Source organism: Mycobacterium sp., assembly GCF_052144515.1.
In the GTDB taxonomy this organism is placed as follows: domain Bacteria; phylum Actinomycetota; class Actinomycetes; order Mycobacteriales; family Mycobacteriaceae; genus Mycobacterium.
Genome location: NZ_JBKQQD010000313.1, coordinates 1 through 15114 on the forward strand (window position 1 = coordinate 1; position 15114 = coordinate 15114).

Annotated in this window: 11 protein-coding genes, 1 pseudogene and 1 riboswitch; of the genes and pseudogenes, 8 read left to right on the forward strand and 4 right to left on the reverse strand. The window is 66.9% G+C overall.

What is annotated here, in order from left to right; translation table 11 throughout:
* On the reverse strand, positions 1–926 hold a 926-nt coding region (locus tag ACLP9N_RS21355; RefSeq protein ID WP_442409287.1), incomplete at its 3' end, for an NADP-dependent isocitrate dehydrogenase.
* A 124-nt stretch (positions 927–1050) separates the two neighbouring features.
* Positions 1051–1170: riboswitch (SAM riboswitch) on the forward strand.
* Between the two features lie 115 nt (positions 1171–1285).
* On the opposite strand from ACLP9N_RS21355, the gene ACLP9N_RS21360 reads away from it, so the two are divergent.
* The 4 genes from ACLP9N_RS21360 (at position 1286) to ACLP9N_RS21375 (ending at position 6317) form a co-directional block, all read left to right on the forward strand.
* Entirely contained in the window at positions 1286–2653 is a 1368-nt protein-coding gene (locus ACLP9N_RS21360) for a bifunctional o-acetylhomoserine/o-acetylserine sulfhydrylase (protein WP_442409288.1), read from the forward strand.
* A 12-nt stretch (positions 2654–2665) separates the two neighbouring features.
* Positions 2666–3814: a homoserine O-acetyltransferase MetX gene (gene metX, locus ACLP9N_RS21365; protein WP_442409289.1), complete on the forward strand. Its 1149-nt coding sequence runs from the start codon at positions 2666–2668 to the stop codon at positions 3812–3814.
* Complete coding sequence (locus ACLP9N_RS21370; protein ID WP_442409290.1) at positions 3811–4545, forward strand: class I SAM-dependent methyltransferase; 735 nt, start codon at positions 3811–3813, stop codon at positions 4543–4545. Before metX ends, ACLP9N_RS21370 begins: the two co-directional genes overlap by 4 nt.
* A 1046-nt stretch (positions 4546–5591) precedes the next feature.
* Entirely contained in the window at positions 5592–6317 is a 726-nt protein-coding gene (locus tag ACLP9N_RS21375; protein WP_442409291.1) for a class I SAM-dependent methyltransferase, read from the forward strand.
* Between the two features lie 18 nt (positions 6318–6335).
* Here the strand turns inward: ACLP9N_RS21375 and ACLP9N_RS21380 are convergent, their stop codons facing one another.
* Entirely contained in the window at positions 6336–7781 is a 1446-nt protein-coding gene (locus ACLP9N_RS21380) for an FAD-binding protein (protein WP_442409292.1), read from the reverse strand.
* Between the two features lie 258 nt (positions 7782–8039).
* Between ACLP9N_RS21380 and ACLP9N_RS21385 the strand changes: the two are divergent.
* Positions 8040–8450, forward strand: a pseudogene (locus tag ACLP9N_RS21385) (DUF732 domain-containing protein); the annotation flags it as partial.
* A gap of 2 nt (positions 8451–8452) precedes the next feature.
* On the opposite strand, the gene ACLP9N_RS21390 reads toward ACLP9N_RS21385, so the two are convergent.
* Positions 8453–8734 carry a DUF3017 domain-containing protein gene (locus tag ACLP9N_RS21390; protein WP_442409293.1) on the reverse strand — a complete coding sequence of 94 codons (282 nt, stop codon included), beginning with the start codon at positions 8732–8734 and terminating at the stop codon, positions 8453–8455.
* Entirely contained in the window at positions 8731–9576 is an 846-nt protein-coding gene (locus ACLP9N_RS21395; protein WP_442409294.1) for a bifunctional methylenetetrahydrofolate dehydrogenase/methenyltetrahydrofolate cyclohydrolase, read from the reverse strand. Before ACLP9N_RS21395 ends, ACLP9N_RS21390 begins: the two co-directional genes overlap by 4 nt.
* 151 nt (positions 9577–9727) lie before the next feature.
* Here ACLP9N_RS21395 and ACLP9N_RS21400 point away from each other — a divergent pair, with 151 nt between their 5' ends.
* From ACLP9N_RS21400 to ACLP9N_RS21410, 3 genes are all read left to right on the forward strand, one after another.
* Positions 9728–10927 carry an NADH:flavin oxidoreductase gene (locus ACLP9N_RS21400; RefSeq protein WP_442409295.1) on the forward strand — a complete coding sequence of 400 codons (1200 nt, stop codon included), beginning with the start codon at positions 9728–9730 and terminating at the stop codon, positions 10925–10927.
* Between the two features lie 26 nt (positions 10928–10953).
* On the forward strand, positions 10954–13626 hold the full coding sequence (locus ACLP9N_RS21405; RefSeq protein ID WP_442409296.1) for an FHA domain-containing protein: 2673 nt from the start codon (positions 10954–10956) through the stop codon (positions 13624–13626).
* A 5-nt stretch (positions 13627–13631) separates the two neighbouring features.
* Positions 13632–15114 (forward strand): ATP-binding cassette domain-containing protein (locus ACLP9N_RS21410; protein WP_442409297.1); only part of this gene is annotated, 1483 nt, incomplete at its 3' end.

Sequence of the window (15114 nt, forward strand, 5' to 3'; positions counted from 1 at the left end):
TCGGCCTCGACGGTTTTGCCGTCGGCCGTCATCAGCACCGACGTCATCAGCCCCAGCGAGCCGTAGCCCTGCGCGACGGTGTCGGACTGGACGTCGCCGTCGTAGTTCTTGCAGGCCCACACGTAGCCGCCCTCCCACTTGAGGCAGGCTGCGACCATGTCGTCGATCAGCCGGTGCTCGTAGGTCAGCCCCTCGGCTTCGAACTTGTCCTTGAATTCGTCGTCGTAGATCCGCTGGAACTCGTCTTTGAACATGCCGTCGTAGGCCTTGAGGATGGTGTTCTTGGTCGACAGATATACCGGCCACTTCGCGTTGAGGCCGTAGGCGAACGACGCGCGCGCGAAATCCCGGATGGAGTCCTTGAAGTTGTACATCCCCATCACGACGCCGCCGTCCTCGGGCATGGACACCATCTCGTGCACGATCGGCTTGCTGCCGTCGGCAGGGGTGAAAGTGATTGAGACCGTGCCCGGTTGGTCGACCTTGAAGTTCGTGGCCCGGTACTGGTCACCAAAAGCGTGACGGCCGATGACGATTGGCTTGGTCCAGCCCGGAACCAGCCGCGGGACATTGGATATCACGATTGGCTCGCGAAAAATCGTGCCACCCAAGATGTTTCGGATAGTCCCGTTGGGTGACAGCCACATCTTCTTGAGGTTGAATTCCTGGACGCGCGCCTCGTCGGGCGTGATTGTCGCGCACTTGACGCCCACGCCGTGCCTCTTGATGGCATAGGCCGCATCGATGGTCACCTGGTCGTCGGTGCGGTCACGATGCTCGATGCCCAGGTCGTAGTACTCCAGATGGATGTCGAGATGCGGAAGGATCAGCATCTCCTTGATGAGCTTCCAGATGACGCGGGTCATCTCATCCCCGTCGAGCTCGACTACCGGGCCTTTGACTTTGACCTTGGGTTCATTGGACATCGAGTCCGAGTCCTCCAGCCGTTTGGGTGAGCGGTTGCTCGTCGAGCCACACTACTAGCAGGCCTAATGACCCGGCACCGCCGCTGTTGACATCGAGTCCGTGGCATGCGATACATTTGGCATTGGTCATGAGCGCCAGCGTCAAGCCCCGGCTTGCTGGCCGGCAACCCTCCAACCGCGGTGGGGTGCCCCGGGTGATGACCCGGTTGAGTAGCCATCCCCGGCTACGCGGCAAGCGCGGGTCCTCCGTGATGGACCCCTGAGTAGACAGGGAAATTGATGCGCACCCATCGCACCCACCCCGGGGTCTGTGAGCAACTTCACACCCGAGCGATGACTTCCAGCAGAAAGCGCCGTTCATGACCGCTGGCAACACAGCAGACAGCACCGAGACCGATCCGAGCGCGCATTGGTCGTTTGAGACGAAGCAGATCCACGCCGGCCAGAGCCCCGATTCGGCCACCCATGCCCGCGCCCTGCCGATCTACCAGACCACGTCCTACACCTTTGACGACACCGCACATGCGGCCGCGCTGTTCGGGCTCGAGGTTCCGGGCAACATCTACACCCGGATCGGCAACCCGACCACCGATGTCGTCGAGCAACGCATCGCCGCGCTCGAGGGCGGCGTGGCCGCGCTGTTCCTGTCCTCCGGGCAGGCCGCGGAAACGTTCGCCATCCTGAACCTCGCCGGCGCGGGTGATCACGTGGTATCCAGCCCAAGGCTCTACGGCGGCACCTACAACCTGTTCCACTATTCGCTGCCCAAGCTCGGCATCGAGGTCAGCTTCGTCGACGATCCCGACGATCTGGATTCATGGCAGGCGGCGGTGCGACCGAACACGAAGGCGTTCTTCGGCGAGACCATTTCCAACCCACAGATAGACATCCTGGACACGCCCGGGGTTTCCGGGGTCGCCCACGCCAACGGTGTCCCGCTGATCGTCGACAACACGATCGCCACGCCGTACCTGATCCAGCCCTTCACGCAGGGCGCCGACATCGTCGTGCACTCGGCCACCAAATACCTGGGCGGGCACGGCGCGGCGATCGCCGGGGTCATCGTCGACGGCGGCACCTTCGACTGGACGCAGGGCCGCTTCCCCGGGTTCACCACACCCGACCCCAGCTACCACGGCGTCGTGTTCGCCGAACTGGGACCGCCGGCGTTCGCACTCAAAGCACGCGTGCAGTTGTTGCGCGACTTGGGTTCTGCGGCTTCGCCGTTCAACGCGTTCCTGGTGGCTCAAGGTCTGGAGACGCTGAGCCTGCGCGTGGAGCGACACGTGTCCAACGCGCAACAGGTTGCCGATTTTTTGGCCGGCCGCCGAGACGACAACCAAGACGTGGTGTCCGTGAACTACGCGGGGCTGCCCAGTTCGCCATGGCACGAGCGGGCAAAGCGGCTGGCGCCCAAGGGAACGGGGGCCGTTCTGGCGTTCGAGCTGGCCGGTGGCGTTGAGGCAGGCAAGTCGTTCGTCAACGCGCTGAAGCTGCACAGCCACGTCGCCAACATCGGCGATGTGCGCTCGCTGGTGATCCACCCGGCATCGACCACCCATGCTCAGCTGAGCCCCGAGGAGCAGCTGGCCACCGGGGTCAGCCCGGGGCTGGTGCGGCTGGCCGTCGGCCTCGAGGGCATCGACGACATCCTGGCCGACCTGGAGCTCGGCTTCGCCGCGGCCCGCAAATACAGCGGCGAGTCGCAGACCGTGGCGGCTTTCTGAGGGGGTTCTGACATGACGATCTCCGACGTGCCGACACAGACGCTGCCCGCCGAGCGCGAGGTCGGCTTGGTCCACATCGGTTCGCTGACCACCGAAAACGGTGCGGTGATCGACGATGTCTCCATCGCCATCCAGCGCTGGGGCAAGCTGTCGCCGGCGCGGGACAACGTGGTGGTGGTGCTGCACGCACTGACCGGTGATTCGCACATCACCGGTCCGGCCGGACCCGGGCATCCCACGCCCGGCTGGTGGGACGGGGTGGCCGGCCCCGGTGCGCCGATCGACACCGACCGCTGGTGCGCGGTGGCCACCAATGTGTTGGGCGGTTGCCGCGGATCCACCGGCCCCAGCTCGCTTGCCCGTGACGGAAAACCTTGGGGTTCAAGGTTTCCGCTGATATCGGTGCGTGAACAGGTGGAGGCGGACGTCGCCGCGCTGGCCGCGCTGGGCATCACCGAGGTCGCGGCCGTCGTCGGCGGGTCCATGGGCGGCGCCCGGGCTTTGGAGTGGATCGTCAGCTACCCGGACCGGGTCCGCTCGGCGCTGCTGCTGGCCGTCGGTGCGCGCGCCACCGCCGACCAGATCGGCACCCAGGCCACCCAAATCGCGGCGATCAAGGCCGACCCGAACTGGCAGGGCGGCGATTATCACGACACCGGCCGCAGACCGGATGCCGGGCTCAAGATCGCTCGCCGTTTCGCCCACCTGACCTACCGCGGCGAGGTGGAGCTCGATACCCGCTTCGCCAACGACAGCCAGGGCGACGAAGACCCGGCGACCGGCGGCCGCTACGCGGTGCAGAGCTACCTGGAGCACCAGGGCGACAAACTGTTGACGCGATTCGACGCCGGCAGCTATGTGGCCCTGACCGAGACGCTGAGCAGCCACGACGTCGGCCGTGGCCGCGGCGGGGTCGCCGCGGCCCTGCGCAGCTGCCCGGTGCCGGTAGTGGTCGGCGGCATCACCTCCGACCGGCTCTACCCGCTGCGCTTACAGGAGGAGCTGGCCGAGCTGCTGCCGGGCTGCACCGGGCTACGGGTTGTCGACTCCATCTGCGGACACGACGGCTTCCTGGTGGAATCCGACGCGGTCGGCGAATTGATCCGCCAGACACTGGAATTGGCAGATGGGGAAGGCGCGTGCCTTAGGTGTCCAAGGTGACCCGCTCCAGGCATGACCGCTCGTTGTCGTTTGGCTCAGCGGCGGCTGCCTACGAGCGGGGCCGACCATCATATCCACCCGAGGCGATCGACTGGCTGCTGCCTCCCGGTGCACGCAAGGTCCTGGATCTGGGCGCAGGTACCGGCAAGCTGACAACCAGGCTGGTCGAACGCGGCCTGGACGTGGTGGCCGTCGACCCGATTCCCGACATGCTGGAAGTGCTGCGCGCCTCGCTGCCGGAGACACCTGCACTGGAGGGCACCGCGGAAGAGATTCCGTTGGAGGACAACAGCGTTGACGCCGTGCTGGTCGCCCAGGCCTGGCACTGGGTCGACCCGCAGCGCGCCGTTCCCGAGGTGGCCCGGGTGTTGCGGCCCGGCGGACGGTTGGGCCTAGTGTGGAACACCCGCGACGAACGGCTCGGCTGGGTGCGCGAACTGGGCGAGATCATCGGCAGCGATGGCGACGGTGGCCGCTTCAACGTGACGCTGCCCGAACCGTTCACCGAGGTGGTGCGCCATCAAGTCGAGTGGACGAATTACCTTACCCCGCAAGCCCTGATCGACCTGGTGTCTTCGCGCACCTATTGCATCACCTCGCCGACCGAAGTCCGCACCAGAACCCTCGACCAGGTGCGGGAGTTACTGGCCACCCATCCGGCGCTGGCGAATTCAACCGGGTTGGCGCTGCCGTACGTCACCGTATGCATCCGGGCGACGCTGGCGGAATAGGGCGCCTGCTACGGGTCTCGCCGGCCCGCCGAATGACGATGGGTTCAAACCATTTGGCCGACATCCCAAATCTCCTTTGATCGATGCGGTTCCAGGGCAATACGCTAGTCCAATACGTTGGGGTCGCCTTGGCCCAATCCCGGCGTTGTTGGGATGGGTAGCCCGAAGCGGACGCAAGAATTCCGCAAGTCGCCGCCGCTAACCTAGGCCCGATAGCGAAGGGAACCATCCATGAACGCCCCTCACAATTTGAAGCGAATCATTGCCCAGGCGGTGTTCTCGGGCGGCGTCGCGGCAGCCGGTCTAGGTCTGGCCCTAGGTAGTACCGCCCAGGCCCATGCCAGTCCTGCTCCGCTCTATCCGGGCCCGCTCCACACCGACAACGGCGATTGGGGTCCGCCCCGCCATTGGTGCCCAGGGCAGCCCCTACCGGACACGGGTAATCGGGTCACCGACCCAATACATTGGGACATGAATGTTTGCCATACGTACTTTTATGTGTGGATGGGGATGGGCAATGCATCCAACGTGGTTTGGGACGGGGATAATCCCCCGCCGAAGCCCCCACCTCCGATTGGCCTTTATTGCGCCCCCCTCACAAATTGTTGGATAGGAAACCATCCATAAACCTAAGCTCGCGGTTTACCGCCGAACAAGGGTGAGTGAGGGTGTCGCGGCCGCTGCAATGGTTCGCACGAGCGCTCCCGAGACGCGTACGGCAAACGCCAATGCATCCCCCGCGGGCATTGACAGAAGTCGCCCAGAAGTGCACTGAGGCAATTGCGTAAGCGCAATTAATCTACCCGACAGAAATGGAGCTGTGAGCTGGGAAATTATGGCATGAGCAAATGTCATAGTGAAGCGTGAGCGCATTTCGACCGTTTTGGTGCGGTTTCAGCGCGGAGCAAACGTCTCCGAACGTCTTTGCCTGGTCGGATGTCGTGCATATTCGTGGGATTCGCGTTGTTCGCGATGCTCGCTCTCAACCTGAATTGCCGTGGTACATTCCCGGACTGTCATACCCGGTGGTTGAGCGGAGGCTCACGATGGTCACACGGCGATGGAACGAATCGGACGAGGCCAAGAGCAGGTACGTCAAGGACCTGTTTTCGGCCCTGGCGAAGCGCTACAACGTGATGACCGATGTGTGGACACTCGGGCTTCATCGCCTGTGGAAGCGGCAGGCCATGGAGCGTCTCGCCCTCCGGCCCGGCGAACGAGTACTGGACGTTGCGACCGGGACGGGTGATCTGGCGTTCCAGGAGGAAGCGGTGGTCGGGCCGGAAGGCCAGGTCGTGGGCGTCGACTCCTGCGCGCCGATGCTTGAGGTCGCCCGGCGGCGGCAGCGCGGGCCCGTCGACTTCCAGGAGGGCGACGCCATGGACCTGCGGTTCCCGGATGCGTCGTTCGACGTAGTCACGATTGGCTTCGGGCTGCGCAACGTCGCCGACCGCGGCCAGGCGCTGCGCGAGTTCCGGCGCGTCCTGCGGCCGGGCGGCCGGTTGATGGTGCTCGATTTCAGCACGCCGACCTCGAAGGTGCTGAAAGCCCTTCACAATTCTCTCTACTTCCGTGTGATGCCGACTGTGGGCTGGGCCTTTGCCTGGCATCGCGACGCCCATCATTACACCTCCGATTCGATCCGCACCTGGCTGTCGCGGGACGACCTGAGCAAGGCGATGCTGGAAGCGGGCTTCGTCGATGCCCGCTACACGTCGCTGAGCACCGGGTTCGCAACGGTCCATTTCGGTATGCGCGCGGCCAGCGGATAAGCGGCGCAAGTTCTTTCGTCAGAAGTCCAGCCCCGAGAACATGACTCTGTTCGGGTCGTATTTCTGCCGGATAGACGTCAGCCGCGACAGGTTCGAGCCGAAGTACCGCGCCGCCGAAGTGTTGGGCTCGAGGTAGTTGACGTAGCCGCCGACCGAATACGGTTGCACGGCTTGGTGTGTGGCGCTCACCCACCCAGTGGCGGTCGCGGTCTGCCCGGATGTCTCGACGTACCACTGCGCGACGGCGGATTGCTTACGCCACGGAAAGGCTGTACCCGCCGGGTCCACATCGCCGACGGCGCCGCCCAGCGTGTCGACGATCACCGACGCGCGTCCCGCCGCGGGCGGCCACTTGCCGATCGCGGCGACAATGGCTTGGGCCGCAGCCGGATTCACCGTGCCGATGACATCGGATCCGGCCACGAAGCCGCGGGGTGAACTCGTCGAGCTGCCCCCGGCCAGATACATCACCAGGTCCATATGGCTGAGCGTCTTGTTCTCAATCCCACTGGGCGCCAAGCCAACTGCAGACTTGATCGCATCGGCCACGCCCGGGCCGGAGCCCGCCGGGCAGGTCGCCAGGATGTGGCAATCGCCCTGGTTCGCGCTGACGGAGAGATCCACCAAACCCCAGGTGTTCCGATCGGCCGCGCTCAGCCAGGACTGCCAGCCGGCAAGCACGTGAGCCGCCGCCGACGGGGCGAAGTTGACCCGGACGACGTCGCTGTCGGCGGTCGGAAAGGTGGCGAACGTCATCGACGTCGTCACCCCGAAGTTGCCGCCCCCGCCGCCGCGTAGCGCCCAGAACAGATCCGGGTTGTCGTTGGCCGACGCGGTGACCACCTCACCGCTGAGCAGCACCACGGTGGCCGACTGCAGCGCGTCGCAGGCCAGACCCGCGTGGCGGGAATCGGCGCCCATCCCACCGCCGAGCGTCAAACCCGCGACGCCCACGGTCGGGCAGCTGCCGGTGGGAATCGCCCGGCCGGCGCCGGCCAACGCCTGGTGGATCGCATACAGCTCCGTGGCCGCCGGCACGGTGACGTTGCCGCTTCCCTGGTCGAAATTCACCCCGCCGGGTAACCCGCGCAGGTCGAGCACCATGGTGCCGGCCGCGGTCGAAGCGCCGATGTAGGAGTGCCCGCCACCGCGCGGGGCGATCTTGAGGTTGTTCGCCACGGCGAACGAGACCGCCTTCTGCACATCCTGCGGGGAGGTGACCGCGACGACGGCCGCCGGGGTCGAGCCGCTGTAGACGGCGTTGAACACCTGCTTGCCCATGGTGAACGAAGACCCGCTCGACGGCACCAGGACGCGGCCCCCGATCGCGGAAGCCAAGCTATCCCAGCCGGTGGCCCACCCACCGCCCGGATCCGCCCCCGCCCGCGCGGTGCCGAACACGCCCGATGTCGCCAACGCTGAAACGGCACCGCGGAGAAACGTCTGGCGCGAGAAGGTGGCCATGGGCCGGATTCTCATGCACCGCGCGTCCGGAATTCCGGCGTCGCCGCACGTGTCACGTCACAGTGTGGAGTCGATCGTCCGCGATCGGCCGCTGCGGTACCCCGCCTATTAACCGACATCCCAGCGCCCCGGCGCGCACGAAACGCATAGTGTGCAAACCTTAACCCCACCGTGTTGTAAATGTGACTGCTGTAGACCAAGGTTCCTAGAGGGATCCGAGTGCCGACAGTGCACTCCGGGACAGATGGGGAGCCTGTTATGAAAGCACTTGCAACAACGCACCGATGGATCTGGCTCTTCCGTCATCAACCGCTGACCGTTCGCCTGCTGGCCGCTGCGGCGGCGCTGCTCACGGCTGCCGCGGCGTTCGCGGCGCCGGCCGAGGCGAACCAGGTCGACGACGACTTCGTCGCCGCACTGAACAAAGCCGGTGTGCACTACGGCGACCCGGGCAACGCCGTGGCATTGGGTCAGTCCGTCTGCCCGATGCTCGCCAAGCCGGGCGGGACGTTCGCCGCGGCGGTGGCAAAGGTCGAGGGCGGCGGCATTTCCGGGGGGATGGCGAGCATGTTCGCCCAGATCGCGATCCAGATGTACTGCCCGCAGGTGATGGGCGACCTGGCCAGCGGAAACTTGTCCGGGCTGCCGAAGATTCCCGGGGTGCCGGGGTTCTAGCCCGTGCCCAACGGGTCGATGGTCCAGGCGATGTAGACCATCGCCGCCGCCACCGTCGCGGTGGTCAAGAAGTCGATGCCTCGGCCGCGCACCACCAAAAGGCCGGCCCGCTCGTCGGACAACACCAACCGCAGCACCGCCGCCACTCCGACACCGACACCGATCAGCAGTGAACCGCGACGCCAGAAGTTGGCGCCCACAAGCACCAACGCCGTCGCGAAGATCAACCCGACCAGCAGGATCGGCCATTGGGCCTGGACCGCGGCCCGCCCGCTCATCGCTGCTCGGCCAGCTCGACGACGTTGGTCAGCAGGAACGCCCGGGTCAGCGGTCCGACGCCACCGGGATTCGGTGACACATGCCCGGCTACATCCCACACGTCCGGGTGCACATCGCCGACCAGCCCGTCCTCGGTGCGGCTCACACCCACGTCGACGACCGCGGCGCCGGGACGCACCATGTCGGCGGTCAGCAGGTGCGGCACCCCGACCCCGGCCACGATGATGTCCGCCTGCCTGGTCAGCGCGGCCAGGTCGCGAGTTCCGGTGTGGCACAACGTCACCGTGGCGTTCTCCGAGCGCCGGGTCAGCAACAGCCCCAACGGGCGACCCACCGTCACACCGCGGCCGATGACCACTGCGTGCGCACCGGCGATCTCGACGCCGTAGCGCCGCAACAGGTGCACGATGCCGCGCGGGGTGCAGGGCAACGGCGCCGGGTCATTGAGCACCAGCCGGCCCAAGTTCGTCGGGTGCAACCCGTCGGCGTCCTTGCCCGGGTCGACACGCTCCAGCGCCGCGTTCTCGTCGAGATGCTTGGGCAGCGGCAGCTGCACGATGTAGCCGGTGCACTCGGGATTGGCGTTGAGCTCGTCGATGGTCTCGTTGAGCTTGGCCGAGGAGATGTCGGCGGGCAGGTCACGACGAAGCGAGGTGATGCCCACCTTCGCGCAGTCGGCGTGCTTGCCACGCACGTACGCCTGGGAGCCGGGGTCGTCGCCGACCAGGATGGTGCCCAGCCCGGGCGTGCGGCCTGACTCGGTCAATGCGGCCACCCGTTGCTTGAGGTCGACGAAGATCTCGTCACGGGTGGCCTTGCCGTCCAGTGTGTTTGCGCCCACGGCTGACAGTCTTCCATGCCTGCCCGCGGTGCCTGATGATGGCGACCCGCCGCGCCCGGCTCCGCCGCGCTTGCGATCGCCGTTAGGCCTGACGACGGCGACCCGCCGCGCCCGGCTCCGCCGCGCTTGCGATCGCCGTTAGGCTCCGGGTATGTCTAGCACTCCCGACGTGTTCAGCCCGGCCAAGCTCGGCCCGATCACCCTGCGCAACCGCATCATCAAATCGGCGACGTTCGAAGCGCGCACGCCCGACGCACTGGTGAGCGACGACTTGATCGAGTACCACCGGCTGCCGGCCGCCGGCGGGGTCGGCATGACGACCGTCGCCTATTGCGCGGTCTCCCAGGGCGGCCGCACCGAAGGCAACGGGATCTGGATGCGTCCGGAGGCCGTGCCCGGGTTCCGCCGGCTCACCGACGCGATCCACGCCGAGGGCGCGGCGGTAAGCGCGCAGATCGGCCACGCCGGCCCGGTCGCCAACGCCAAGTCCAACAAGGCCACCGCGCTGGCACCGGTGCGGTTCTTCAATCCGATTGGCATGCGGTTCGCCAAGAAGGCGACCCGCGAGGATATCGACGACGTGATCGCCGCGCACGCTAACGCCGCCCGGCTGGCCATCGAAGCCGGCTTTGACGCCGTCGAAATCCATTTGGGCCACAACTATTTAGCGAGCGCATTCCTGAGCCCGCTGATCAACCGCCGCAACGACGATTTCGGCGGATCGCTCGAGAACCGGGCCAAGGTCGCCCGCGGGATTGTGATGGCCGTCCGCCACGCCGTCGATAAAGAGGGAACGCCGATCGCGGTGACCGCCAAGCTCAACATGGCCGACGGGGTGCGCCCCGGTATCAGCACCGAAGAGTCGCTGACGACGGCCAAATGGCTGGAGGAAGACGGTGGCCTGGACGCGCTCGAGCTCACCGCCGGCAGCTCGCTGGTCAACCCCATGTACCTGTTCCGCGGCGACGCACCCCTGAAGGAATTCGCCGCCGCGTTCAAGCCGCCGCTGCGCTGGGGTATGCGGATGACGGGCAAGAAGTTCCTGCGCGAGTACCCCTACCGCGAGGCGTATCTGTTGCGTGACGCCAAGCTGTTCCGGGCCGAACTCAAGCTGCCGCTGATCCTGCTCGGCGGCATCACCAACCGGGAAACCATGGACCTGGCCATGGCCGAGGGGTTCGAGTTCGTCGCGATGGCCCGCGCGCTGCTGGCAGAGCCCGACTTGATCAATCGGATCAAGGCCGACGGCGCCCAGGTGCGCTCGGCGTGCACGCACTGCAACCGGTGCATGCCCACCATCTACAGCCGCACTAGATGTGTGGTGACCGGCGCGCCGGACACAGCTGGCTGATAACACCCCAAGTTAAAGTGGGTGCAATGACTCCGCCAGCCCCACCGGCGCTGACAGTTCGGTATGACGGGTCGGAACGGACATTCGCGGCGGGCCACGACGTAGTGGTCGGGCGCGACCTCCGGGCCGACATGCGCATCACCCACCCGCTGATTTCGCGCGCCCACCTGCTGCTGCGGTTCGATCAGGGCAGGTGGCTGGCGATCGACAACGGTTCGCTCAACGGGACCTTCGTCAACGGCCGGCGGGTGCCGGTGGTCGACATCCAGGACGGCCAGAGCGTCAACATCGGCAATCCTGATGGGCCGGCGCTGCGGTTCGAGGTCGGGCGGCACCGAGGGATGGTTGGGCGCCCACCCCAAACCGCGTCGATGCCCATCGCCCAGGCCTCCGGGACCGCGTGGCCCAGCTCTCAGGCATCCGGTCAGCCGGGGCCCCCGATCGCCGCTCCCCCGGCCTCAGCGTCGGGGCCGCCCGGACGCCCCGCAACGTGGGCCGGTCCACCACCGCCGCGACCGTATCCCGGCCCGCCCGGGCAGCCGGTTTATCCCGCCGGCGGGGCCCCGCCGCGGCCCGGTGCGCATCCGCCCAGCGCGCCGCCGCCGGCCAATTTCCAGCCGCACCCGCAAATGTCCGGCGTGGGAGTGGGCGCGCCGAATCAGGCACCGCAGACGCAGATGGCGCCCAGCGCCGCCAAGCACGCCGAGACGTCGGTGTCGAACCTGGCGACCAAGATGTTTCAGGCGTTGCTGCCTTCCCGCTCCGGGGCGATGCACAAGCCAGCCGGCTCGGCGACGATCGGCCGTGCCACCGATAACGACATCGTCATCCAGGACGTCCTGGCGTCGCGCCATCACGCGTTCCTGACCCAGACCCCATTGGGCACCGAGATCCGCGACGCCCACAGCGTCAACGGCACCTTCGTCAACGGCGTCAGGGTCGGGTCCGCGGTACTCACCGAGGGCGACGTGGTCACGATCGGCAACGTCGACCTGGTCTTCACCCACGACACGCTGGTCCGGCGCACCGAAGCCGCCACCCGCACCGGCGGCCTGGAAGTCAACTCGGTCTGCTTCACGGTCGACCGCGGAAAGCAACTGCTCGACCACATCTCGCTGACCGCGCGTCCGGGCACGCTGACCGCCATCATCGGCGGGTCTGGCGCCGGCAAGACCACGCTGTCCCGCCTGATCGCCGGATATACCAGCCCCAGTTCCGGCTCCGTGACATTCGAGGGCCACAACATCCACACCGAATACGCGTCCATGCGCAGCCGGATCGGGATGGTCCCGCAAGACGACGTCGTGCACCGCCAGCTGACGGTCAACCAGGCGCTTGGGTACGCCGCCGAACTGCGGCTGCCGCCCGACACCAGCAAGGCCGATCGCGAGCAGGTCGTCGCCCAGGTCCTCGAGGAACTCGAATTGACCAAACACGCCGACACCCGCGTCGACAAGCTGTCCGGCGGCCAGCGCAAACGCGCCTCGGTGGCCCTGGAACTGCTCACCGGGCCGTCGCTGCTGATCCTGGACGAGCCGACCACCGGCCTGGACCCGGCGCTGGACCGCCAGGTGATGATGATGCTGCGCCAGCTCGCCGACGCCGGTCGCGTGGTGCTGATCGTCACGCACTCGGTGTCCTATCTCGACGTCTGTGATCAGCTGCTGCTGGTGGCGCCCGGCGGCAAGACGGCGTTTCTGGGTCCACCCGGCCAGATCGGCGCGGCTATGGGAACCACCAACTGGGCCGACATCTTCGCGAAGGTGGGGGCCGACCCCGACGAGGCCAACCGCCGCTTCCTGGCCGAAAACAAGCCCACGCTGTCCGCTCCGTCCGAATCCCGGCCGGCCGATCTGGGCGAGCCGGTGCACACCGACGTATTTCGCCAGTTCTCCACGGTCGCGCGCCGCCAGATTCGGCTGGTGGTCTCCGACCGTGGGTACACGGTGTTCTTGGCGCTGTTGCCGTTCCTCATCGGTGTGCTGACGCTGACCGTTCGCGGCAAGAGCGGATACGGCATGAGTGACCCGCTGGGCAACAATCCCGCCCAGCCCGACCAGATTCTGGTCATGCTCAACGTCGGCGCCGTGTTCATGGGTACCGCGTTGACCATCCGCGACCTCATCGGCGAGCGTCCCATCTTCCGCCGGGAACAGGCCGTCGGCCTGTCGACGGCGGCCTACATGGGCGCCAAGATCGTGGTGTTCTCGGTGTTTGCGATCGTCCAGGCGGCGATCGCGACGACCATCTCGGTAATCGGCTGGGGCAAGCCACTTTCGGGCGCCGTGCTGCTGGGCGACGTCAGATTCGAGCTGTTCGTCACCGTTGCCGCGACCTGTGTGGCATCGGCGCTTCTCGGCATGGCGCTGTCAGCGCTGGCCCAATCCCAAGACCAGATCATGCCGATGCTGGTGGTGTCGATCATGTCCCAGCTGGTCTTTTCCGGCGGCATGATCTGGGTGACCGACCGGATCTTCCTCGATCAGTTGTCGTGGGCGACGCCCGCCCGGTGGGGCTTCGCGGCGTCGGCGTCGACGATCGATGCCCACCGGCTGATCCCGGGCCCGACCGACCCGAAAGACCAGCATTGGGACCACAAGGCGAGCGCATGGCTGTTCGACATGGCGATGCTCGGGGTGTTGTGCGTGGCCTACAGCGCGATCGTGTGGTGGAAAATCCGCCTCAAGCGCCGGCACTGATCCTGATGAATCGACCCGCTCAACCCGTGCTGACGGTTCGCGCTCACCAATCCGAAGGCAGCTTCGCCCCGGGCCGCGACGTGGTCGTCGGCAGCGACGTGCGCGCCGACCTGCGCGTCGCCCACCCGCTGATCGCGCGCGCCCACCTGCTGCTGCGCTTCGACCAGGGCCGGTGGATGGCGATCGACAACAACTCGCTCAACGGCATGTTCGTCGGCGGCCAGCGGATGCCGATGGTCGACATCCACGACGGCCAGACCATCAACATCGGCAAGCCCGAGGGGCCGCAGGTGACCTTCGAGGTGGGACATCACACCGGGACGGTCGGTCAGCTGCCGCCGACACAGACGGCGCCGATGAACGCGCGGCCCGCTCCACCACGACCGCAGCCCGCCCCACCGCTGCCAACTCCGCCACCCGCCGAGTCCACGACACGCATTCGTCGGGGCTTTCATCAAGACGACGTGCCCGATGTGGAGCGCACCACCGCCGTTCCCGTCATCGGCCACTCTGTGTCGGCGTTTCCGACCCGGAAGCTGAACGTCGGCGGACCCCGGGCGCGGCTCGCGACGCCCGCAGGCGCCGCGCGGATCGGCCGGGCGACCGACAACGACATCGTCATCGCCGACGTGCTGGCCTCGCGCCACCACGCCTATCTGGCGCCTTGCACCTCCGGGCCGCTGGGCAGCGAGATCCGCGACGCGAACAGCATCAACGGCACGTTCGTCAACGGGATCCGGGTGGGATCGGCCGTGCTGGCCGAGGGCGACGTGGTCACGATCGGCAACGTCGACCTGGTGTTCAGCGGCGGCGAACTGGTTCGCCGCGCCGAGGCGGCGACACGCACCGGCGGCCTGGAGGTGCGTGACGTCGGGTTCAGCGTCGGTGGCGTTCCTGGTAAGGCGCTGCTGCAGAACATCACGATGACCGCCAGGCCCGGCACGGTGACCGCCATCATCGGCGGGTCCGGCGCCGGCAAGACCACGCTGTCGCGCCTGATCGCCGGCTACGCCACCCCGAGCTCCGGTTCGGTCACCTTCGAAGGCCACGACATCCACACCCAGTACGCGTCGCTGCGCACCAGGATCGGCATGGTCCCCCAGGACGACGTCGTGCACCGCCAGCTGACCGTCAACCAGGCGCTGGGCTACGCCGCCGAACTGCGTCTGCCGCCCGACACCAGCAAACCCGATCGAGACCAAGTCGTCGCCCAGGTACTCGACGAACTGGGGCTGACCCAACACGCCAACACCCGCGTCGACCAGCTCTCCGGCGGCCAGCGCAAGCGCGCCTCGGTCGCACTCGAACTGCTCACCGGACCGTCGCTGCTGATCCTCGATGAGCCGACCTCGGGTCTGGACCCGGCGCTGGACCTGCAAGTCATGACGATGCTGCGGCAGCTGGCCGATGCCGGTCGCGTGGTGCTGGTGGTCACCCACTCGCTGACCTACCTCGATGTCTGCGACCAGGTGCTGCTGATGGCGCCCG

Bases quoted from the DNA above. Each gene is read 5' to 3' on its own strand.
- ACLP9N_RS21360 (WP_442409288.1), top strand. From the start codon at position 1,286: ATGACCGCTGGCAACACAGCAGACAGCACCGAGACCGATCCGAGCGCG.
- metX (WP_442409289.1), top strand. From the start codon at position 2,666: ATGACGATCTCCGACGTGCCGACACAGACGCTGCCCGCCGAGCGCGAG.
- ACLP9N_RS21375 (WP_442409291.1), top strand. From the start codon at position 5,592: ATGGTCACACGGCGATGGAACGAATCGGACGAGGCCAAGAGCAGGTAC.
- ACLP9N_RS21380 (WP_442409292.1), bottom strand. From the start codon at position 7,781: ATGGCCACCTTCTCGCGCCAGACGTTTCTCCGCGGTGCCGTTTCAGCG.
- ACLP9N_RS21390 (WP_442409293.1), bottom strand. From the start codon at position 8,734: ATGAGCGGGCGGGCCGCGGTCCAGGCCCAATGGCCGATCCTGCTGGTC.
- ACLP9N_RS21400 (WP_442409295.1), top strand. From the start codon at position 9,728: ATGTCTAGCACTCCCGACGTGTTCAGCCCGGCCAAGCTCGGCCCGATC.
- ACLP9N_RS21405 (WP_442409296.1), top strand. From the start codon at position 10,954: ATGACTCCGCCAGCCCCACCGGCGCTGACAGTTCGGTATGACGGGTCG.